Source organism: Mesorhizobium sp. WSM4833 (genome assembly GCF_055811095.1).
This window is the reverse complement of record NZ_JBVVQG010000016.1, coordinates 100796-122766: the sequence shown is the minus strand read 5'-3', so window position 1 is coordinate 122766 and position 21971 is coordinate 100796. Positions and strand designations below refer to the sequence as shown.

Below are 21971 nucleotides of genomic sequence, written 5' to 3'. Positions count from 1 at the left end.
CCGCTGCCTGGCGGGCTTCTCCGTGCAAGGTGATTAACGAAACCTTATCAACCGTGGTGCTACCAGAGCCCAACTCACCATGTGGCTGGACACGGATGATCCCTTTGCCATCGGACGGTTCGGTATCGGTCGCGGGACGCACGCCGCGGCTTGACGTCGAGGCCGTCGAAGCCGTCGTCACCTTACCGACCTTCAAGCGTCCCGAGCAAGTGCTGGAAACGCTGGCGTCGCTGCGCGCGCAGCAAACCGGCAGACGCTTTGCCGTGATCGTCATGGAGAACGAAGCCGAGGCGCGGGCCGGCGCCAAGGCGGCGCTGCCGCTGTTCGAGCGGGGCGAAATGCCGGGCCTGGTGATCATCGCGCACGAGCGCGGCAATTGCAGCGCCTACAATGCCGGCTGGCAGACGGCCATCCTGCAATTCCCGAACTTCAGGCATCTGCTGGTCATCGACGACGACGAGATCGCCGATCCGCAGTGGCTGGAACGGATGTGCCTGGCTGCCGAAACGCTCGGCGCCGACATTGTCGGCGGCCCGCAGGTGCCCGTGTTTGCCGACCCCGCCCATGCGCGATGGGCAGAGCATCCGGTGTTCGCGCCGCCTTACCGGGAAACCGGACGCGTGCCGGCGCTCTATTCGTCGGGCAATCTTCTGGTCGGGCGCAACGTGCTGATCGCCATGGGTCCGCCCTTTCTCGATCTCAGATTCAATTTCATGGGCGGCGGCGATTCCGACTTTCTCAGCCGGTCGGTGCAAAAGGGCTTTGTGCTGGGCTGGTGCGCCGAGGCCAAGGTGCTGGAAACCGTTCCGGCGCGGCGTATCGAAGCCGACTGGATCCGCGCCCGCAGCCTGCGCAACGGCGTCATCTCGACACTGGTCGAAAAGAAGAAGCGCGCCGGCACGCCAATGGCCGGCGCCAAAGTGTTGCTGAAGAGCCTGGCACTGCTTGCCGCCTCGCCGTTTCGCGGCCTGATCCGGCTGGCGCGGACCCGATCGCCGGCGATCGCCATCTACCCCGTCCATGTGGCGCTGGGCCGCGTGCTGGCCGAATTCGGATATGCCAATGAGCAATACCGCCAGCCTGAGAAAAACTGAGCGCGCGCCGCTCGGCGACGCGTTCACGCGCGAAGGCGTGGCCACCGCCATTGCCGCGCTGCTGTTCACCGTCATCATGGTGTCGTTCCGGCCGTTCCAGCCGGGCGGCGCCGAACTCACCGGTCAAGGCGGCGACATCGTCAACCAGCTTGGCTTCGGTTCGCTCGGCGCCATGTCGATCTTCTCGCTGATGGCCTTTGCCGATCCGCGCGTGGTGCGCTCGCTGCTGAGCCCATCCTGGGTGTTGATGCTGGGCTTCTTTTTCCTCTCGGTGATCCTGTCGACCGATCCGCCTTCGGCGATGCGCGCCGCCTCCTTCACCCTGATCGGCATCCTGACGATGGCGACGATCCTGGTGCTGCCGCGCGACGCCGAAGCCTTCTCGAAGGTGATCATCTTCACCGCCGTCGTGGTCATGGGCCTTTCCTATCTCGGCCTCATCGTCTTTCCGCACGAGGCGATGCACACAGCCGACTCGCAGGAGCCCGAACATGCCGGACTGTGGCGCGGCGTGTTCACCCACAAGAACATTGCCGGGCCGGTCATGGCCTGCCTCAGCTTCGCAGGCCTCTATCTCTACCGGCGCGGGCAGCGCTACTGGGGCGCCGGGATCTTCTTCGCGGCGATGATCTTCATGCTGCACACCGGCTCCAAGACGACAGCCGGCCTGGTGCCGTTCTCGATCCTGATCGTCATGTTCCCGAGCCTGATAGGCATGCGGCTCGGCACGCCGATCCTGTTTGCGCTGGCCATCATCGCCACGGCGGTCGGCACGCTGGGCATCGTCTTCCTGCCGCCTGTAAAACATCTGGCGGCGATCTATTTCCCCGGCATGACCTATACCGGCCGCACGACGCTGTGGGAGTTCGCCGGCAGCATGCTGGCGAAGAAGCCATGGACCGGCTACGGCTATGAAAGCTTCTGGGGCACGCCGCTCTTGCTCAACCAGGACCAGCCCTTCGACCGGCCGTGGGACATCAGAACCATCGTGCACGGCCATGACGGCTATCTCGACATCGCCGTGCTGATGGGCATTCCGGCACTATGCGTGGCGGTCTACACCTTCCTCATCGCGCCGCTGCGCGACTACATGCGCATTCCGTTGCGCAGGGAAAACATCTTTCTCGGCGACTTCTTCATGATGGTGGTGCTGTTCACGGCGCTTAACGCTTTCCTCGAAAGCTTCTTCTTCCATCGCGGCGACCCGGTCTGGCTGTTCTTCGTGCTCGGCGTGCTTGGCCTCAGGCAAGTGTCGCTGCGGCCAATCGCGGTGCGCGATGCCGATCGCGGCTCGCGATCCTGATGGGGCTTCCCCAGGGAAGCGCCAGCGTCTATGTGAAGGCCTTCCTCTGGAGGGCTTTCGATGACGATCAGGCTTGTTCTCGCCGGCTGCGGCAATATGGGCTACGCCATGCTCTCGGGCTGGCTGAAATCCGGCAAGCTCGCGCCGTCGGCGGTTTTCGTGGTCGAGCCCAATGCCGATCTGCGCAATCGCGCGGCAACGCTGGGCTGCGCGACATCAGCCGATGCCGGTAGCATACCGGCCGATGCCCTGCCCGATCTCATCGTCATCGCGGTGAAGCCGCAGGTGATCCGCGACGTCACGGCCGCCTACAAGCGCTTCGGCGACGGCCGCACCACCTTCGTCAGCATCGCCGCCGGCACGCCCGCCGCCACCTTCGAGGAAATCCTCGGCAACCGCGCGCCGATCGTGCGCTGCATGCCCAACACGCCCGCGGCGATCGGCAAGGGCATGATGGTGGTGTTCTCCAACAAGCTCGTGTCCGATGACACCAAGCGTTTCGTCGCCGACCTTTTGTCGGCGAGCGGCGAAGTGGCCACCATCGACGATGAGGGCCTGATGGATGCGGTGACCGCCGTGTCCGGATCGGGACCGGCCTATATCTTCCATTTCATCGAAGCGCTGACGGTTGCCGCCGAGAAGGCCGGTCTGCCGACGGCGACCGCCAAGCTGCTCGCCATGCAGACCGTCTATGGCGCCGCCTCGCTCGCCGCCGAAAGCGGCGAGGAACCGGGCGTGCTGCGCCAGCAGGTCACCAGCCCCAACGGCACGACGGCCGCGGCGCTGGCCGTTCTGATGGGCGAGGACCGGCTGACCAATCTGCTGACGCAAGCGGTGGAGGCTGCGCGGCTGCGGTCGGTCGAACTGGGGAGATAAATCCTCAGCTTGTCCCGTACAGCATCTCATCCTGCAGCCGGCGCAAGGCGAACAGCCTCGTCGTCTGGTCGGGCGACGCATTATCCGCCGTCAGCAATTCGCCTTTCGTGACCGGTTTCAGCACCTTGCCGCCCTCGAGCAGGCCAACCGGCACGGCGCGCTGGGCGCGGGCTTCGCCGACGGTCATCGTCCAGGAGCGGTAACAAGTCTCGCCGATCGCATCGAAGGTCTCGCCGGGGGCAAGGTCGCGCTTGGCAACGGCGCAGACTTCGGCCACGGGCCGCGGCAACGGCACCATGTCGGGCTTGCCGAAAAGCACGATGCGGGCTGCGGTCAGCGGCACTTCCAGCGATGTCAGATGATAAGGCCGGAACAGGCTGTAATAGGGGCCGTGCCCGATATGTAGATCGTCCATGCGCTCGATGATGCGCGGATGCGTCGCCTCGACGATGACGAAGACGCCGGGCGCGACGCCCTTGCCGACCGTGTAGTCGACGACGCCTTTCTTCGTGAGCAGACCGCCATCCTCGCGCGGGATGAGCACCTTGGCGAGGTCATCGCGGTCGGCCTTCGGGCCGTGCATGCCGGGCACGTCCGGCACCAGCCCGGTGGCGTTGGCGATGGCGCACATCTCGACCATGGTCTTGGAGCCGTCGACGAACTCGACCAGCATGCGCGGGTTCATGTTGCGGCGGATCGCTTCGGCGCGATAGTCGTCCGGTACGGCATCGTGGTTGAGCGGGTTGTTCTTGCCCTTGCCGGCCGACACGATGGTCAGCCCGAGCGCCGACGCAAACTCGATCAGTTCCATGCAGCTCGACGGCTCGTCGCCCGCACCCACCGAATAGACGACGCCAAGCCGGTCGGCCTGCTGCTTGAGATAGCAGCCGATGGTGACGTCGGCCTCGACGTTCATCATCACCAGATGCTTGCCGTGCTCCATCGCCATGAGGTCGAAATCGGCGGCGACGCCCGGCTTGCCGGTGGCGTCGATGACGACGTCGATCAGCGGATTGGTGACCAGCATCTCGTTGGATGTGACGGCGATTTTTCCCGCCTCGATTGCCGCGGTGACTTTCGAGGCGGTGTCGGCTTCGACCGCCATGGCTTCGTCGCCATAGGCGATGCGGATAGCGTCGCGCGCGGTGTGCGGGCGGCGCGTCGAGACGGCGCAGACCGAAATGCCCGGCATCAGCATGCCCTGCGTGACCAGATCGGTGCCCATTTCGCCCGAACCGATGACACCGATGCGCACCGGGCGGTTCTCGGCGGCACGCTTGGCGAGATCACGGGCAAGCCCGGTCAGGGCGACGTTGGTCATGCAGGAATGTCCACAGCTTCGTGATTTGGGGTCGGATAGCAGGGAATGGGTTCTATTTGCCAACGAAACCCGGTCGCGACCGGCAATTTCCCACGAAATCGTCTCGGAAGGCACGTCCGCCGGGGCTCGATTCGCCGAAGCCCAACCAATTGACATTGCAGCGGACAACCCCAATAAAACATTCGTTTGTCAACAAAGGCAAATGTTCACCGACGCGACAGTCGGGAAGCATTCGCCTCTGGGCAAATTGGGGAGTGTCTTTGCGCCACGGCGTCAAAGGCTGGATGGAGCATCATTGCGAGGCGTCGAGCGAAGGCTCGCGGCTCCAGGGGAGGAAAAATGGATACTGTTCTCGCGGGCCTAAAAGGGGCCATCGATACGCTTGGCCCGACGATCCTGCTGCCAATTGTCATTTTCGTCATCGCCGTGGTTCTGGGCGCCAAGGTCAGCAAGGCTTTTCGCGCCGCCGTCACCATCGGCGTCGCCTTCATCGGCATCAATCTGGTGCTTGGCCTCATGTTCACGTCGATTGGCGACGTCGCCAAGGCCATCGTCACAAACACCGGCATTCATCGCGACATCATCGATGTCGGCTGGCCCTCCGCGGCCGCGATCGCCTTCGGCTCATCGGTCGGCCTTTGGGTCATTCCGGTCGGCATCCTCGTCAACATCGTGCTGTTGCTGACACGCATGACGCGCACGCTCAATGTCGACGTCTGGAACTTCTGGCACTTCGCCTTTGTCGGCTCGCTGGTGGTCGCCGCAACCGACAATCTGGCCTATGGCATCGCGGTCGCAGCACTTGTCGCAGCACTCTCGCTGCTGTTCGCCGACTGGTCGGCGCGCGCGGTACAGCAGTTCTACGGGGTACCCGGCATTTCCGTGCCGCATCTCGCCTCGGCGCAGATCCTGCCGATCGCCATTGTGCTCAACTGGATCATGGACCGCATTCCCGGGATCAACCGCATCAACATCAACACCGATACGATCGAGCGCAGGTTCGGCGTGTTCGGCGAACCTGTCGTGATGGGCCTCATCATCGGCCTCGTGCTTGGTGCGATCGCCTTCTACAATGCGGGTGATCTCAGCGTGGTGCTGGCCAAGGTTCTGGGCACCGGCATGACGCTGGCCGCGGTCATGCTGCTGCTGCCGCGCATGGTCAAGATCCTGATGGAAGGCCTGCTGCCGGTTTCCGACGCAGCCCAGGCATTCGTGCGCAAGCGCACGGGCGATCGCGAGCTTCTTGTTGGCCTCGATTCCGCGATCCTGATCGGCCATCCGGCCGCGATCTCGTCGTCGCTGATCCTGGTGCCGATCGCGATCATCCTGTCCATCATCCTGCCGGGCAACCGCGTCATCCTGTTCGCCGACCTTGCGGTCATTCCCTTCATCGTCGCCATGACCGCGCCGCTGGTCAAAGGCAACGTGTTCCGCATGGTGGTGATCGGCACGGTGACGCTGGCCATCGGCTTCTACGTCGCCAACGCGCTGGCGCCGCTGTTCACAAGTGCTGCCGTCGCATCGGGCTTCAAGCTGCCGGCGGATGCGCTGCAGATCACCTCGGTGGTCGACGGCTTCCTGTGGGTGCCTTACGTGGTCATCGAGGCGATCCAGGGGCTTGGACTTGTCGGCATCATCGTGATCGCGGTGGTCATCGCGGCATTGTTTGTCCTCTACCGCCGCAATCCGCTCGGCTGGGAGCGGGCCGCGGGCGCCGAGGACGAGCCGGCCGAAGAGACGGCCTGAACCTGATAGGGTCCACCCTTCAAACCGATCGTGCGCCCTCTCGGGGCGCCCGATTTCATCGACGGAGCCCGATCGTGCGCCCTCCTCGGGGCGCACGATTTCATCGACGGAGCAAAGAATGTCCGACGGCCTCATGCAGCTTCTGGATCCCGACGCGATCGTGCTCGGATCCGATGCCTCGACCAATGAGGAGATCATCCGCATCCTGGCGGGCCGGCTGGAGACACTTGGCTATGTCAAAAGCTCCTATGCCGACGCGGTCGTGCGCCGCGAATTGACCATCCCGACAGGACTGCCGCTGGAACGCTCCGACAATGTCGCGGTGCCGCACACCGATCCGGAGCATGTGCTGAAGCCTGGCATCGCGATGGGCACATTGAAGCAACCAGTGATCTTCGCCAACATGGAGGATCCCGACGAGATGCTGCCGGTCGGCTTCGTCTTCCTGCTTGCCATCAACGACAAGGACAAGCAGATTGAGGCGCTGCAGGCCGTCATGGCCACCATCCAGAACCCGCAAGCCTTGGATGATTTGAGGTCGGCCAGAACCCTCGAAGACGTGCGAGCCGTACTCGGCTGATAACCAAGGAGAAGCAGAGATGTCCAGACAGAAAACCATTCTCTTCGCCTGCGGCACGGGCATCGCCACCTCGACCGCGGTCAACGTCGCCGTCACCGAGGAAATGAAGAAACGCGGCCTCACCTTCAATGCCCAGCAGGCAAAGGCCACCGAAGTGCCCGGACTGGCCGACAATGTCGACTTCATCGTCGCAACCACCCCGATCTCCGCTTCGGTGACCAAGCCGGTCATCAAGGGCCTTGCCTTCCTCACCGGCATCGGCAAGGACAAAGTGCTCGACGAGATCGAGGCGCAATTGCGCAAGTGACGGTCCAGACGCCACGCGCAGGCTGACGCGGCTTCACACCACCCTGACGTAGCTCGTCATTCCCGATTTCTGGTGCTCGATGATGTGGCAGTGCAGCAGCCAGTCGCCGGGATTGTCGGCGACGAAACCGAGCTGAACCTTCTCGTTGGGCTGGATGAGATAGGTGTCGGAAATGACAGGCTGAACCTGGCGCGTCGAGGACGACAGCACCTTGAAGCTCATGCCGTGCAGATGCATAGGATGGGATTGCGGCGTCAGGTTCTCCATGTCGATGACGTAGCTTTGGCCAAGCTTCAATTCGGCCAGCGGCGCGGTCGGATCCTTGGTGTCGCCGGGCCACGGCACCTTGTTGATGGCCCAGAAACTGTAGCCAAGCGAACCGCAGATGCCATCGCTCGGGACGTTTTCCGCCGTGGCGCTGAGCGCCAGGGAAATATGCCTGGCACTGGCGAAATCCACTTCCGCCACCGGATTGAGCTCCAGCGGAGCAAGATCGCGAATGTCCCGCTTGAGGGAGTTTCCTGTCGCGCGCAGGGTTGCCAGGATTTTTGGCTTGGTGCCTCTGACGTCCCTCAAGCTGACGATCGCGCCTTCCTCGTCGGGCATGCGTATGGCCAGCTCCATGCGCTGGCCGGGTCCAAGCAGCAAGGCATCGGGCGAAAAACGCTCAGGCACCGGATTGCCGTCGAGCGCCATGACACTCGCCTCCGCACCGTCGACGCGAAAAGCGTAGATGCGCGTCACGTCGGTGATGGCGACCCTGAGCCGCACCAGCCCTCCGACCGGCGTGTCATATTGCGGCTGGTCGAGCCAGTTTGCGGTGCGCACCGTGCCGTAAGTGCCGGTTCTTGCGGCATCGCGCGGCCGGAACTGGTCGATGAACTGACCGTCGTCGCCGAGGCGCCAGTCACGCAAATTGAGGACGATTTCGGCGTCGAATTTCGGATCGCTTGGGTTTTCGACCACGATCACGCCCGTCAGGCCATGGCCCATCTGCTCCAGCGTGTTGCAATGCGGGTGGTACCAGAAGGTGCCGGCATCGGGCGGCGTGAAGGCGTAGTCGAAATGATCGCCGGTGTAGACGTAGGGCTGGACCAGGAACGGCACGCCGTCCATCTTGTTTGGAACGCGAATACCGTGCCAGTGGATCGTCGTCGGATCGTCGATCGAGTTGACAAGGCGTGCAGCGAAGGGCTGGCCTTTTTTCATTCTGAGCACGGGCGGCATTCCGGCGTTGCCATAGGTCAGCACATCCCTGGTCTGGCCGATGTCCATCAGCTTCGCCTGGATCTTTGCCGTCTGCAAAACCACCGGCTCAGGCGTGGCAGCGGCCCAGCCACCAAGCCGGCCCATGGCCGAAAGCCCGACCCCGCCTGCGCCGGCAATCGCTGCCGTTTTCAAAAGCCGGCGTCGGGTGAGTACGGTCATTTGACGCTCCAGCTGCAAAGACGGCTGCCCTGGGTTTATCGCAGCCTTGGATCGTAAGCGAGCACCCTGTGCCTAAACCGACTCCGCCACCGGCCTTAAGCAAAAGACGCTGGCGTGGACGGACAATCGACCACAATAAGCATCGCTGGCGGAGCGGCGCGCGACTATTTCGGCCGCGCCCCATAGGCGGCAAGGAATGCTTCGACCGAAGCATCGGCGTGCCGCTCGAGGTCCGCCTTCGAACGCGGGTTGCTTCCGGTGAACATGGCTTCGTTCATTGGGATCCAGAGAAGCATTCCGAAGAGATGGCTGGCCGCCAGACGGGGATCGCTGGTCTGCAACAGGCCTCGACTGGTAAGCTTTTGAAAGCATGATGCCACCGAGGCAAGCATGCGTTCAAAACCTTTTTCATACCAGCTCCGGCCAAGCTGCGGCATCCGATCCGCGTTGGCGATAATCAGACGCCGCAGCTTCAGCAGCTCTTCGTCCATCAGCGTCGTTGTCATGCGTCGGGCAAGCTGCTGTAGCCCACCCTCCATGAATTTCGCCTCGGAAAGCAGCATCGTCACGGACTCGACGACATCGTTGGTCTGGCTGGCGGTGGACTCGACGACTTCGCCGAAAAGCGTCTCCTTGTCCGTGAAATGCTTGTAGACAGTCTGCTTGGATGCGCCTGCTTTGGTGGCGATCTCTTCCATGCTGGTTCCATCATAGCCCTTGGCGATAAAGGCGGCCGTGGCCGCTTCAATGATTTCACGATCCTTGCGAGCCGACCTGGTCTCACCATCAATTTTCATAGCGCCTCTCAACCAGTACTAGACGGTACCGTTCCCGCATGGTAGCCATGGTCACAGTACTAGACTGGCTAGTACCCATCAACGGCAGCAAGGCTTAGACCGATGACCAAAATGATCTTCCTCAATCTACCGGTACGCGATCTGCAGGCGGCGACCAAGTTCTATCTCGCGATCGGGGGCACGCTGAACCCGCAGTTCTCGAGCGACCAGTCCAGCTCGATCATGTTCTCAGACTCGATCGGGGTCATGTTGCTGACGCACCAGCATTACAGCCAGTTCACAGCGCGGCAGATCGGCGACCCCAAGCGGGACAGCCAGATGTTGATCGCACTCACCGTCGACAGCAAGGACGAGGTCAATGTCGTAATCGAGAAGGGCGTGGCGGCAGGCGGTCGCGCCGATCCCAACCCGGCGCAGGATCTCGGTTTCCTGTTCAACCGCCACATCGAAGATCCGGACGGCAACGTCTGGGAGCTGCTGTGGATGAACCCGTCGGCCATGCAATAGCCCACAGGAATCGAAGCGGGCCAGGATGACACTGAAGAAGCGATCGGCATTCGCCTGTCGCTTCCGTCAGGCGCGCCGGCATCGGCTATTCAGCCGCCTCGGCATAGTGTGCCGGCACGTAGTTGAGGATGGGGCCAAGCCAGCGCTCGACCTCGGTCAACGGCATCGCCTTGCGGCGCGCATAATCCTCGACCTGGTCGCGTTCGACCTTGGCGACGCCGAAATAATAGCTTTCGGGATGCGCCAGATAGATCCCCGAGACGGATGAACCCGGCCACATCGCATAGCTTTCGGTCAGTCTCACGCCGGCATTGCCTTCGCCGTCGAGCAGCCGGAACAAAGTCGCCTTCTCCGTATGGTCTGGCTGAGCCGGATAGCCGGGCGCCGGTCGGATGCCGCGATAGGGTTCGCCGATCAGCTCGTCCGGCGCCAACGATTCGTCTGGCACGTAGCCCCAGAATTCCTTGCGCACCTTCTCATGCATGCGCTCGGCAAAGGCTTCGGCGAAGCGGTCGGCCAGCGCCTTGACCATGATCGAGGAATAGTCGTCATTCGCCCGCTCGAACCGTTCGGCGATAGCCACCTCCTCGATGCCGGCGGTGACGATGAAGCCGCCGATGTAATCGGCTTTGCCGCACTCCGCCGGCGCGACGAAATCCGACAGGGCAACATTGGCCTTGCCGTCGCGCTTGGTCAGTTGCTGGCGCAAGGTGAAGAACGTCGCCAGTTCCTGCGACCGCTTCTCGTCCGTAAACAGCCTGATGTCGTCGCCGACGGCGTTGGCCGGCCAGAAGCCGATGACGCCGCGCGGCGCGAACCATTTCTCGGCGATGATCTTGTTCAGCATCGCCTGCGCATCCTCGAACAGCTGGCGCGCGGCGGCGCCTTGCGCCTCGTCTTCGAGTATTTTGGGATAGCGGCCCTTCAGCTCCCAGGTCTGGAAGAACGGCGTCCAATCGATGTAGCGCGCGAGCTCGGTCAGGTCCCAGTTCTCGAACACCTTCACGCCTGTGAAGGACGGCTTCGGCGGCTCATATTCGGACCAGTCGATCCGATGCGCATTGGCCCTCGCCTTGGCCAGCGGCAAACGCTGCTTGTCGGCTTCCGAGCGGGCATGCGCATCGGCGACCTTCTTGTATTCGGCGCGCACCGTATCGACAAAGCCATCCTTGCTCTCGTTGGACAGCAAGGATGAGACCACGCCGACCGCGCGGCTGGCGTCGGTGACATAGACCGTCTGCCCCTTGCTGTAGCGCGGGTGGATCTTCACCGCCGTGTGCACGCGGCTGGTCGTCGCGCCGCCGATCAGCAGCGGAATTTCGAAGCCTTCACGCTCCATCTCGGCGGCCATGTGCGCCATCTCGTCCAGCGACGGCGTAATCAGGCCGGACAGGCCGATGATATCGACATTTTGCTCGCGCGCCGTCTGCAGGATCCTGGCCGCCGGCACCATGACGCCGAGATCGATGATCTCGTAATTGTTGCAGGCGAGAACCACGCCGACGATGTTCTTGCCGATGTCATGGACATCGCCCTTGACCGTCGCCATCAGGATTTTTCCGGCCGTTTTGCGTTCGCCATTGTCGATGCCGTTGGCGGCGTTTGCCAGCTTCTCGGCTTCCATGTGCGGCAGCAGTCCAGCCACCGCCTGCTTCATCACCCGCGCCGACTTCACCACTTGCGGCAAGAACATCTTTCCCGCGCCGAACAGATCGCCGACGACGTTCATGCCGGCCATCAGCGGGCCTTCGATGACATGCAGCGGCCGCTCGGCGGCAAGCCGTGCTTCCTCGGTGTCGGCGTCGATGAATTCGGTGATGCCGTTGACCAGCGCATGGCTGATCCGCTGTTCGACAGTCCATTCGCGCCAGACGAGATCGCGCTCGTGCGCTTCTTTGCCGGCCGTGCCCTTGAAGCGTTCGGCGATCTCCAGCATGCGTTCGGTGGCGGTGCCGCCGGCCTTCGGCGCGCGGTTGAGCACGACATCCTCGCAGGCCTCGCGCAGATCAGGCTCGATCGTATCGTAGACGGCGAGCTGGCCGGCATTGACGATGCCCATGTCCATGCCGCGCTGGATGGCATGGTAAAGGAATACGGCATGCATGGCCTCGCGCACCGGCTCGTTGCCACGGAACGAGAAAGACAGGTTCGACACGCCGCCGGAAATGTGGACATGCGGCAGCGTGGCGGTGATCTCGCCGGCCGCCTCGATGAAGTCGACGCCGTAATTGTCGTGCTCCTCGATGCCCGTGGCGATGGCGAACACGTTGGGATCGAAGACGATGTCCTCGGGCGGGAAGCCGGCCTGCTCGGTGAGGAGCTTGTAGGCGCGGGTGCAGATCTCGACCTTGCGCGCCTTGGTGTCGGCCTGGCCGTCCTCGTCGAAGGCCATAACGACGACGGCGGCGCCATAGGCGCGGACCAGCCTGGCATGATGCAGGAAGGCTTCTTCGCCCTCCTTCATCGAGATGGAGTTGACCAGCGGCTTGCCCTGCACGCATTTCAAGCCGGCTTCGATGATCTCCCATTTCGAACTGTCGACCATGACAGGAACGCGGGCGATGTCCGGCTCGGCGGCGATCAGGTTGAGGTATTCGACCATGGCCTTCTTCGAATCGATCAGACCCTCGTCCATGTTGATGTCGATGATCTGCGCGCCGTTGGCGACCTGGTCGCGGGCGACGTCGAGCGCGGCGACATAGTCGCCCGCCGTGATCAGTTTCCGGAACTTGGCCGAGCCGGTGACATTGGTTCGCTCGCCGACATTGACGAAGGGGATCTCGTCGGTGAGCGTGAATGGCTCCAGCCCGGACAGGCGCATCCTGAGCTCAATGTCCGGAATGGCGCGCGGCGGATACTTCCGCACCGCCTCGGCGATGGCGCGGATGTGCTCCGGCGTCGAGCCGCAGCAGCCGCCGACGACATTGACCAGTCCCTCACGCGCGAAATCCTCGATCTGGGCGGCCATGAAGTCCGGGCTTTCGTCATACCGGCCGAATTCGTTGGGCAGGCCGGCATTCGGATAAGCGCAGACAAAGGTGTCGGCGACACCGGATATTTCGGCCAGATGCGCTCGCATGGCGTTGGCGCCGAGCGCGCAGTTGAGGCCGATGGTGAAGGGGTTGGCATGGCGCACCGAATGCCAGAAGGCGGTCGGCGTCTGGCCCGACAGCGTGCGGCCGGAGAGGTCCGTGATGGTGCCCGAAATCATCACGGGCAGGCGCACGCCCTTCTCGATGAAGATCTCTTCCGCCGCGAAGATCGCCGCCTTGGCGTTCAGCGTGTCGAAGATGGTCTCGATCAGGATGATGTCGGCGCCGCCATCGATCAACCCGCGCAGCTGCTCGCCATAGGCGAGGCGCAAATCGTCGAAGGTCACGGCGCGATAGCCGGGATTGTTGACGTCGGGCGACATCGAGGCGGTGCGGTTGGTCGGCCCGAGCGCTCCGGCGACAAACCTTCGCTTGCCGTCCTGCTGCTCGGCCCGAACAGCGGCGCGCCTGACCAGCCGCGCGCCATCGCGGTTCAGCGCATAGACGGCATCTTCCATGCCGTAGTCGGCCTGGGCGATCGAGGTCGAGGAGAAAGTATTGGTCTCCAGGATGTCGGCGCCTGCGATGGCGTATTGATAATGGATCTCCTCGATCGCCCCGGGCTGGGTCAGGATCAGGAGGTCGTTGTTGCCCTGCTGATGGCAGGCGCAGCCGGCGAAAGCCTCGCCGCGGAATTGGTCCTCGTTAAAGCCGAGGCCCTGGATCTGAGTGCCCATGGCGCCGTCGAGGATGAGAATGCGCTCGCGTGCCGCCGCTGTCAGCGCGGCAAGCACTTCCGAGCCGTCCGGTTTTGCCGCGACGGGGCCGAACAACGCGTCCAGCGATGCAGAATTCTGCGACATTTTTTATCCCTTTGGCGACAGGCCTTTTCATGTCACATAAGGATATCTTTATGTCAATATACGACAGATGCGCGTGATTGTCACCCACCCAACGCGAAGGCGGGTCCGTGGCGCCGGTTTCCGACGGACCTACGCTCTGTCGACGCTTGCCAGGAAGCGGGCGAGGACCGGATTGAAGCGATCCGGCGAATCCCAGAACGGCGCGTGGCCGGATTTGTCGAGCAGATGCGCCTTGCCTTCCCATAGATTGGAGAATTTCACAGCCGAGACGAAATCGGTGTTGACGAATGGCTCGTCGATACCGTTCAGAACGGCGATCGGCGGCGTCTTGCCGGCCACGATCTCGCGCTGGTTCCGGCCGGTGCCGGCCGCGAACTTTTCGAACATCAGGCGCCGCGCCCGTCCATCGGTGCGCGCCACCGTGTCGATGAGAAACGGCTCGAACGGCTCGCCGCAAGTGCTGCGCGCATAGGCCTCCACGTCGGCGCCGGTGAAGGTCTCCTGCCCGGCGAGATGCATATGCGGGCTCGGCTTGAATCCGCTGCCGACCTCCTCGGGCGAGACAGGCGGCGTGCCGGTGATCATCAAGCCAAGCAGGCCGGGAAAGCGGTCGATCATTTCAAGCCCGATATGGCCGCCGAGCGACCAGCCGAAGACGATGGCCTTGTCGATGCCGAGCAGCCCGAGCACTTCGGTAATGGCATCGGCATAGCCTTCCATGCTGTAGGAACGCTCTGGATCGATCGCATCGCCGGACGCTCCATGGCCGGGCAGGTCGGGAGCGATGAGGTGATATCGCTCGCCCAACGGGCCGTCCAACTGGTTGCGGAAAACGGCACTGGAAGATGAATTGCCGTGGATCAGCATGACAGCGGTTCCCTGGCCGCTGGTCTCACGCACCGCGATCTTGCCATGGCTGGTTTCAAGGGTCTTCTGCGAGATCGTCATTGTCCGCTCCGTCGGGACTTGCCCTGTTTTAATGCAGTTGCGCAGCAAAGCGCCACGGCTTCCATACCTTTGCGGGAACCTTGTTCCCGGCCAGGTTGCGTTGAAAAATCCTTTTCAAATAAGAACAATTATGCGTAGATTGTCAATTATCCAACTCCCGATGAACGGGAGGAAAACAGGGAACAGCACGATGAAGCCCAAATCCGCCGCAAGTCGAATCCGCCATATGCTGATGAGCACGACGTTGATCGGCATGTTTGCCGCATCAGCCGCCCCCGCCTTTGCCGACGTCGTCAAGATCGGCCTGCTTGCGCCGCTCACCGGCCCTGCCGCGGCGGACGGCCAGGAATTCCAGCGCGGCGTGCAGATGGCCATCGACGAAGCGAACGCAGCCGGCGGCGTTGCCGGAGATACGTTCGAACTGGTGGTCGGCGACGTCAAGGATCAGTCCGCCGGCAACGTCACCAGCGCCGTCGAACGCCTGCTTGGCGATCCGGGCGTGCACTTCATGCTGACCGGCTATGCCAGCCTGACCAATTTCGAGATCGACAACATGGCCGAGGCGGAAATGCCCTACATGCTGGCGGCCACCTCGCAGCAGACCAGGGACATCATCGCGCCGAGCCCCGACAAATACATGTGCTGCTGGTCACTGACGCCTTCCTTCGACGCCTACAACACCGACGTCACCCTGTTCGTCGAGAAGCTCGCGGCCGACGGCAAGATCACCCTGCCGACCAAGAAGGTCGCCATCATCTCGTCCGACAATGCCTATTCGAAGACCATCTCCGAAGGCATGAAGAAGACGTTCAAGGAGAAGGGCTGGACCATCACCGTCGACGAGATCGTACCCTTCGGCGAAGTGGCCGACTGGCGTTCGATCCTCGCCAAGGTGCGCGAGAACGTTCCCGATGTCGTCATCAACACCGACTATCTGCCGGGCAATTCGGCGTCGTTCCTCAACCAGTTCCTCGAGCAGCCGACCAAGAGCCTCGTCTTCCTGCAATACGCGCCGAGCGTTCCGGAATTCGTCGAGCTGACCGGCAAGAAATCGGATGGCGTCATCTACAACCTGCTCGGCGGCGCGCTGACGACGCCGAAGAACCCGCGCGCCGATGAGGTGGCAGCCAAGTTCAAGGCAAAATACGGCGTCGAGAGCGGCACCTACGGCGTCGGCCTCTACGAAATGACCAATGTCTATTTCGACGCGGTCAAGAAGGTCGGCGGCGCATCCGACCATGCGGCGATCATGAAGGCGCTGTCGGAGACCGACAAGCAGGTCGCGGAAGGGCGGCTGAAATTCGATCCCGCCACCCACCTGGCCACGCAGGGCGACGACTATATTCCGATCACCTTCTTCCAGATCTGGGATGGCCAGCGCACGCTGATCTCGCCTGAGAAATATGCCACCGGCGCCTTCAAGCTCCAGCCCTGGATGAAGTAGGGAATGGCCCTGCTTGAACTGGACGACGTGTCGAAGGCCTTCGGTTCGCTGAAGGCCGTCGATGGCGTGTCGTTCAAGGTCGAGGCCGGCGAGATCTTCGGTATCGCCGGCCCGAACGGCAGCGGCAAGAGCACGCTGTTCAACATCATCACCGGCATCCCGTTCGGGCCCGACCGGGGCCAGATCCGCTTTGACGGCATTGCCATAAACGGCAAATCGGGACACGCCATCGCGCGCCTCGGCCTTGCCCGGACCTTTCAGCGCGAGACCAGCTTCGACGGGCTGACCGTGTTCGAGAACGCGCTGATCGGCGCCAGCTACGGCAAGCAGGAAAAGACAGCGGCCACGGCCCGCAATGCCGCCGCCGAGGCGCTGGAGTTCGTCGGCCTGGGATCCCAGTCGTTCGGCCGGCTTGCCGGCGAATTGTCCGTGTTCGAGCGCAAATGCCTGATGCTTGCCACGGCGATCGCCATGCAGCCACGCATGCTCTTGCTCGACGAGCCGGCATCGAGCCTGACCAAACCCGAGATCGAGACGTCGATCGGCCTGATCCGCCGCACCGCCGAACGCGGCATCACCATCCTGTTGATCGAGCACGTGCTGACTTTCCTGATGAGCCTTTCGCAGCATCTGCTGGTGCTCAACAATGGCCGCGTCCTGGCCGCCGGCGATCCGGCAGGCGTGATCGCCGATCCGCACGTCATCGAGGCCTATCTCGGCACGAGGAGGTCGGCGGCGTGAATCCCATCCTCAGCGTCGAAGGCGTCATCGCCGGCTATGGCCGCGTCACCGTGCTGCACGACATCTCGCTGGAGGCCGGCCGCTTCGGCAATGTCGGCCTGTTCGGCCCCAACGGCCATGGCAAGACGACGCTGCTGCGTGCGATCTCCGGGCTTCTGCAGCCGAAGAGCGGCCGCATCCTGTTCGACGGGCAAGACATTGTCGGCCACAGCGCACGCGCCATCGTCGGCGCCGGCCTGATCCATGTGCCGCAAGGCAATCGGCTGTTTCCCGATCTCTCGATCGCCGACTGCATGGCGCTCGGCGCCTATTCGCCGCGGGCCCGGCCGCATGAGGCGGAAAACCGCGAAAAGGTGGTCAAGCTGTTCCCGAAACTGGCGGAACGCTGGCGCCAGCGCGTGCGCACGCTGTCGGGCGGCGAGCGCCAGATGGTGTCGATCGGCACGGCGCTGATGAGCCATCCGCGCCTGCTGATCCTCGACGAGCCGACGCTGGGGCTGGCGCCCAAGATCAAGGACGAGCTCTGCGCCTCCGTCATGGACATTTCGCGCGGCGGCGTACCGCTCATCGTCGTCGAGCAGGACATCGAATTCCTGCTGGAACTGACGCAGCAACTCTACCTCGTCAACCATGGCGCCGTTGCGACCGAGATCAAGCCGGGCGAAAGCCTCGACCACGGCGAGATCATGTCGATGTATTTTGGCCATTAGGAAAATCCGAAGATGAGCGCATTGGCGGAAATCCTGTTCGGCGGCCTGTTCCAGGGCTCGCTCTACGCCATGATGGCGGTCGGGCTGGCTCTGGTCTGGACGACGATCGGCGTGTTCAATTTCAGCCATGGCGTGTTCATGATGCTGGGCGCCTACATCGCCTGGCAGCTGGTCGAACTCGGTCTGCCGGCGGCGGTCGCCTTTCCCATCGCCGTCGTCGTCATGGCCGGCGTCGGCTGGATCCTGCAGGCGAGTGTCGTGCGGCCGCTGATCGGCCGACCCAACATCGTGCTGGTCGTCGTCATCACCACGCTGGCAGCCGGGTCGCTGATCGAGAACGGCGCGCTGACCATCTGGGGACCGCGCTCGAAGCAGATCCCGGCGCTGATCACCGGCAACACCACCGTCGGCGCCGTCGGCGTCTCCCTGCACCAGATCGCCATCATCGTCATCACGCCGCTGATCCTGGCCGCACTTTGGATGTTCCTCAACCGCACGCGGCTCGGGCTGGCGCTGCGCGCCGTGGCGCAGAATGAAGATGCCAGCCATCTGGTCGGGCTGAACGTCACCGCGCTCTATGGGCTGGCCTTCGCCATTGCCGCGTCGCTTGCAGGCCTCGCCGGCATCTTCATGGGCGGCTATCGTTTCATGTCGCCGGTGATGGGCAGCGACCCGCTGCTCAAGGCGCTGATCGTCGTCGTATTCGGCGGAATATCGAGCATCTCGGGACCGATCTTCGCCGCCTATCTGATCGGCTTCTTCGAGGCCGCCTGCAGCTATTATTTCGGCCTGTACTGGACGCCGGCGCTGCTGTTCGGCGTGCTGATCCTGACCCTGATGGTGCGCCCCGAGGGCATCTTTGCCAGCCGCTCCCGAGGCCTAGCATGACCGACACGACATCGCCGATCACCCTTAGCCACACAGAGGCGGCAACCCCGATCGCTCCCGGCCGCACGCCGTGGAAGCAGGAGGCCATCGGCTTCGTGCTCGGCTTCGCCTTTCTGGCACTGCTGCCGCTGATCTTCGGCGACACCTATGCCCGCCACATCCTAATCATGGCCTTCATCTATGCGATCGTCGCCTCGAACTGGGACCTCAGCCTCGGCTATGGCGGCGTCTTCAATTTCGGCCATCTGGCGCTGTTCGGCATCGGCGTCTATGCCTACAGCCTGCTTACCAAGCTGGCCGAATTCGATCCGTGGATCGCGCTGTTTGCCAGCGGTGTCATCGCCACCCTGGCGGCGATCCTGGTGACCATCCCGATCCTGCGGCTGAAGGGCATCTACATCATCCTGGTCACTTTCGGCTTCGCGCAGCTGGTGATGCAGGTGATCATCAGCCAGTCCGCCATCACCGGCGGCACGCAAGGGTTGGTGCGCATTCCCGGGCTATACGTGTTCGACCACAACATGGTCCGTGACGGCAAATCAGCCTATTTCTACATCGCGCTGGCGCTGCTGGTGGCGAGCACCCTGTTCCTGCGCGTGTTCGTGCGCTCACGCACCGGGGCCAGCATCGTCGCCTTGCGCGACAATGAGGAATACGCCATCAGCCGCGGCGTCTCGATCGTGCGCCAGCGCATGCTGACGCTTGCCGCGAGCGCCTTCTTCACCGGCATCGCCGGCGCCTTCTACGCCGCCTACCAGCGCAATGCCTCGATCGACGTCTTCGGCATGAGCCTTGCGACCATCATCCTGTCGATGGTGCTGCTTGGCGGCACCAGCACTATTTACGGCGCCATCATCGCCTCTTTCGTGCTGACGATCTTCGCCGAATGGATGGCCGATTTCGGCGCGTGGCGGCCGATGATCACAGCGGTGCTGATCATCGGCGTGATGCTGGCCTACCCGAGCGGCCTGGTCGGTATGATCAAAGCTTCATGGGGCGCCGTCGCCGGACGCCTGAAGCGCCCGGCCTGACCGTTTCGGACTGGCGGCTCCGCCTCAGCGGATGCCGCACCAATCGATGACCGAAGCGGCGATCACCTTGGCGGTCTCGACCACCGATTCGACTTCGACATACTCGTCGGAACCGTGAAAGCCGTCGCCTGACGGGCCGAAAATGACACCGTCGACGCCGGCGCCGGCATAGTGCGCGGCATCGCACACGGCGACGAAGCCACGCGCCTGCGGCGCCTTGCCGACCATGGCCTTGCGCTTCATCAGCGATCTCACCAGCGGATGGTCGACCGGCGTGTTCATCGGCGGAAAATGCAGCCCGCCGAGCTCCCATTGGATCGCAGGCGGGTTGTCGCGCAGCCACGCATCGGTCTGCGCGAAATGGTGGACGAACGCCTCGAAATCGCGGCGGTAGTCGGCCGAATTCTCGTCGGGCAGGAATTTCATGTCGAGATCGAGCACCGCGACATCGGGAATGATGGCCGGGTTGGTCATGACGGTCGGCAGGCCGTGTTCGCCAAGGCCGGTGCCGCCATGCATGACGCCGATGTTGATGGTGTTCATGCCGAGCGGCAGCAGCGGATGGGATTTTGCTCGCGTCCGGTCCAGCTCATACTGGCGCACGGCGGCAATGAAGCGGGCGGCGATCTCGATCGCATTGACGCCCGGCTCCAGCCGGTCCTTGTCGTGGCGCTGCGGATAGATCTCGTTGTAGCGCAGCGCCGAATGGGCGTTGCGGCCACGGATCGTCACCCGCGCCCATTCCAGCCCGCCTTCGACCGGCAGGACATCGCCCCAGGTCGGTTCGGCGACCAGCACCGCCTTGGCAAGCTTGCCCTTCTTCACCGCGTCCATGGCGCCGAAGCCGCCGGCTTCCTCATCGACGACCGAGTGGATGGCGAGCCGGCCCTGCAGCGTGATGCCCGCCTTGCGGATCGCGCGCGCGGCGGCGATGCAAGCGGCGACGCCGCCCTTCATGTCGACGGCACCGCGGCCATAGAGCCGGCCATTGGTGATTTCGCCGCCGAACGGATCGACCGACCAGTCCTTCATCGCGCCGACCGGCACGACGTCGATATGGCCGCACAGGATCAGGCTGCGGCTCTCGTCTCCCGCCCATTCGCCGACCAGATTGGGCCGCCCGGGCAAGGCATCCCATTGCTCTGTCCTGAACCCGTCCTGCTTGAGGATCGGTTCGAGCAGCGCCTGGACATCCGCCTCGCGGTTGATCGCCGGATTGGGCTCGAATTTGGGGTTGACCGAAGGGATGCGGACCATGTCGCGGGTCAGGCCGATCAACCAGTCGCGATCGGTCTCGATCTCAGCCTGCACGGCGTCGATGATGGTCTGGTTGTCGGGCATTGTCGCTTCCTTTTCTGCGTCGCGGCGCTTTGCATCGCTGCACTGAGCGCAACGACACTATTTCCTTGTGGCTTTGGATTTGGCGGCGTCGTCGGCCGATGACGATAGGACGGTATCGAGCGTGACCGCGTTGGCGCTGCGGATTTTCTCGATGTCCTCGATGCGCTTGCGCACCCCGGCGCCATGGCCCTCCAGCGCGTGGGCAAAGACGGTTTCCATCTGGGCAACGGCCGTCGCCAGCGTGTCGAACGGCGAGTTGGCGTCGATCGCCGCGACCATGGTCAGGTCCGCGATGTCAGATATCGGCGACAGCCAGACATCGGTGAACAGCAGGATGGAGACGCCGCGCTCCTTGGCCTGCTGGGCAAAGCTCACCACGTCCGACTGGTAGCGCCGGTAATCGAACACGACGAGGAGGTCGCGCTTGCCAAGGTCGATCAACAGGTCGAAATCGGCGGGACTCAACGAACCGATGTCGCGCACGCCAGAGCGGAACTGCAGGAGATAGCCGGCCAGCATCGAGGCGATATGCCGGCTGAACCGGCCGCCCAGCAGCACGACCTGGCCCTTGCTCTCGAGCAGCATGTTGACGGCGCGCGTGTAGGCCTGCACCGGCACAGCCGTGCGCGTACGCTCCAGGCTGTCGGAAACCGAATGGAAATAGGCAAGTGCGGTGCCTTCGCTGGAGCCGCCCGGACGCTTGGCCTCCATCATCAAAAGCGGCGAATGCAGCCTGGATTCGACTTCGGTGAGCAGGCGTGCCTGGAAATCGGCAAAGCCGACATAGCCAAGCTTGGTCATCAGCCGCGTCACGCTCGGGTCGCTGACGCCGGCGCGCCGTGCCAGCCGGGTTGCGGTGCCCAGCCCCGACATCGGGTAATCGGCGAGCAGGACCTGGACGATCTTCTCTTCCGCGGAGGTGAACGCCACGGTCGTGTTGGCCAGTTCTTCGCGGATCGACATGGTCATCGCCTATCGCTGACGGAAGATGATTATCTTACAATTTTGTGAAAT

General features: G+C 63.2%; 19 protein-coding genes. 12 read left to right on the top strand and 7 right to left on the bottom strand.

The features are described from left to right. Positions 1-95: 95 nt before the first annotated feature. The 3 genes from AC0L2D_RS26565 to proC are packed head-to-tail and all read left to right on the top strand — an operon-like array spanning position 96 to position 3273. Entirely contained in the window at positions 96-1094 is a 999-nt protein-coding gene (locus AC0L2D_RS26565) for a glycosyltransferase family 2 protein (protein WP_224618692.1), read from the top strand. Beyond that, positions 1063-2397 carry an O-antigen ligase family protein gene (locus AC0L2D_RS26560; RefSeq protein ID WP_473543162.1) on the top strand — a complete coding sequence of 445 codons (1335 nt, stop codon included), beginning with the start codon at positions 1063-1065 and terminating at the stop codon, positions 2395-2397. Before AC0L2D_RS26565 ends, AC0L2D_RS26560 begins: the two co-directional genes overlap by 32 nt. Before the next feature lie 60 nt (positions 2398-2457). Further along, positions 2458-3273, top strand: coding sequence for a pyrroline-5-carboxylate reductase (proC, locus tag AC0L2D_RS26555; protein WP_473543160.1), 816 nt, complete (start codon positions 2458-2460; stop codon positions 3271-3273). A 4-nt stretch (positions 3274-3277) separates the two neighbouring features. Here proC and AC0L2D_RS26550 read toward each other — a convergent pair whose 3' ends face one another. Beyond that, positions 3278-4594: an NAD(P)H-dependent oxidoreductase gene (locus AC0L2D_RS26550; RefSeq protein ID WP_027162298.1), complete on the bottom strand. Its 1317-nt coding sequence runs from the start codon at positions 4592-4594 to the stop codon at positions 3278-3280. A gap of 339 nt (positions 4595-4933) precedes the next feature. Here AC0L2D_RS26550 and AC0L2D_RS26545 point away from each other — a divergent pair, with 339 nt between their 5' ends. The 3 genes from AC0L2D_RS26545 (at position 4934) to AC0L2D_RS26535 (ending at position 7227) form a co-directional block, all read left to right on the top strand. After that, positions 4934-6340 (top strand): PTS galactitol transporter subunit IIC, encoded by a 1407-nt coding sequence (locus AC0L2D_RS26545; protein WP_013530221.1) that lies wholly within the window; start codon positions 4934-4936, stop codon positions 6338-6340. A 118-nt stretch (positions 6341-6458) separates the two neighbouring features. Continuing rightward, a complete protein-coding gene (locus AC0L2D_RS26540; protein ID WP_013530220.1) occupies positions 6459-6920 on the top strand; it encodes a PTS sugar transporter subunit IIA in 462 nt (153 codons plus the stop codon). 19 nt (positions 6921-6939) lie between these two features. Next, on the top strand, positions 6940-7227 hold the full coding sequence (locus AC0L2D_RS26535; RefSeq protein ID WP_023809203.1) for a PTS sugar transporter subunit IIB: 288 nt from the start codon (positions 6940-6942) through the stop codon (positions 7225-7227). 33 nt (positions 7228-7260) lie between these two features. Here AC0L2D_RS26535 and AC0L2D_RS26530 read toward each other — a convergent pair whose 3' ends face one another. Both AC0L2D_RS26530 and AC0L2D_RS26525 read right to left on the bottom strand, forming a co-directional pair. Further along, on the bottom strand, positions 7261-8655 hold the full coding sequence (locus AC0L2D_RS26530; RefSeq protein ID WP_473543156.1) for a multicopper oxidase family protein: 1395 nt from the start codon (positions 8653-8655) through the stop codon (positions 7261-7263). Between the two features lie 164 nt (positions 8656-8819). Further along, complete coding sequence (locus AC0L2D_RS26525) at positions 8820-9452, bottom strand: TetR/AcrR family transcriptional regulator (protein WP_024504795.1); 633 nt, start codon at positions 9450-9452, stop codon at positions 8820-8822. 102 nt (positions 9453-9554) lie between these two features. On the opposite strand from AC0L2D_RS26525, the gene AC0L2D_RS26520 reads away from it, so the two are divergent. Beyond that, positions 9555-9959 carry a VOC family protein gene (locus AC0L2D_RS26520; RefSeq protein ID WP_473543154.1) on the top strand — a complete coding sequence of 135 codons (405 nt, stop codon included), beginning with the start codon at positions 9555-9557 and terminating at the stop codon, positions 9957-9959. Between the two features lie 85 nt (positions 9960-10044). Here AC0L2D_RS26520 and metH read toward each other — a convergent pair whose 3' ends face one another. Together metH and AC0L2D_RS26510 are read right to left on the bottom strand one after the other, a co-directional pair. Further along, the gene (gene metH, locus AC0L2D_RS26515; RefSeq protein WP_473543152.1) at positions 10045-13854 is read right to left on the bottom strand and encodes a methionine synthase; all 3810 of its coding nucleotides are present in this window, start codon (positions 13852-13854) and stop codon (positions 10045-10047) included. A 129-nt stretch (positions 13855-13983) separates the two neighbouring features. Next, positions 13984-14802 carry an alpha/beta fold hydrolase gene (locus tag AC0L2D_RS26510; protein ID WP_473543150.1) on the bottom strand — a complete coding sequence of 273 codons (819 nt, stop codon included), beginning with the start codon at positions 14800-14802 and terminating at the stop codon, positions 13984-13986. 190 nt (positions 14803-14992) lie between these two features. Between AC0L2D_RS26510 and AC0L2D_RS26505 the strand changes: the two genes are divergently transcribed. From AC0L2D_RS26505 to AC0L2D_RS26485, 5 genes are read left to right on the top strand one after another with little or no spacing between them, the layout of a single operon-like run. Continuing rightward, the gene (locus AC0L2D_RS26505; protein ID WP_473543148.1) at positions 14993-16246 is read left to right on the top strand and encodes an ABC transporter substrate-binding protein; all 1254 of its coding nucleotides are present in this window, start codon (positions 14993-14995) and stop codon (positions 16244-16246) included. A gap of 3 nt (positions 16247-16249) precedes the next feature. Continuing rightward, positions 16250-16987 carry an ABC transporter ATP-binding protein gene (locus AC0L2D_RS26500; RefSeq protein WP_127366362.1) on the top strand — a complete coding sequence of 246 codons (738 nt, stop codon included), beginning with the start codon at positions 16250-16252 and terminating at the stop codon, positions 16985-16987. Continuing rightward, the gene (locus tag AC0L2D_RS26495) at positions 16984-17697 is read left to right on the top strand and encodes an ABC transporter ATP-binding protein (RefSeq protein WP_027162305.1); all 714 of its coding nucleotides are present in this window, start codon (positions 16984-16986) and stop codon (positions 17695-17697) included. Before AC0L2D_RS26500 ends, AC0L2D_RS26495 begins: the two co-directional genes overlap by 4 nt. A gap of 12 nt (positions 17698-17709) precedes the next feature. Beyond that, positions 17710-18585 (top strand): branched-chain amino acid ABC transporter permease, encoded by an 876-nt coding sequence (locus AC0L2D_RS26490; protein WP_063172842.1) that lies wholly within the window; start codon positions 17710-17712, stop codon positions 18583-18585. After that, positions 18582-19616 (top strand): branched-chain amino acid ABC transporter permease, encoded by a 1035-nt coding sequence (locus AC0L2D_RS26485; protein ID WP_027162307.1) that lies wholly within the window; start codon positions 18582-18584, stop codon positions 19614-19616. Before AC0L2D_RS26490 ends, AC0L2D_RS26485 begins: the two co-directional genes overlap by 4 nt. 24 nt (positions 19617-19640) lie before the next feature. On the opposite strand, the gene AC0L2D_RS26480 is transcribed toward AC0L2D_RS26485, so the two are convergent. After that, the gene (locus AC0L2D_RS26480; protein WP_063170048.1) at positions 19641-20957 is read right to left on the bottom strand and encodes a M20 family metallopeptidase; all 1317 of its coding nucleotides are present in this window, start codon (positions 20955-20957) and stop codon (positions 19641-19643) included. A 57-nt stretch (positions 20958-21014) separates the two neighbouring features. Continuing rightward, positions 21015-21920 (bottom strand): MurR/RpiR family transcriptional regulator, encoded by a 906-nt coding sequence (locus AC0L2D_RS26475; RefSeq protein WP_013530207.1) that lies wholly within the window; start codon positions 21918-21920, stop codon positions 21015-21017. Positions 21921-21971: the final 51 nt, after the last annotated feature.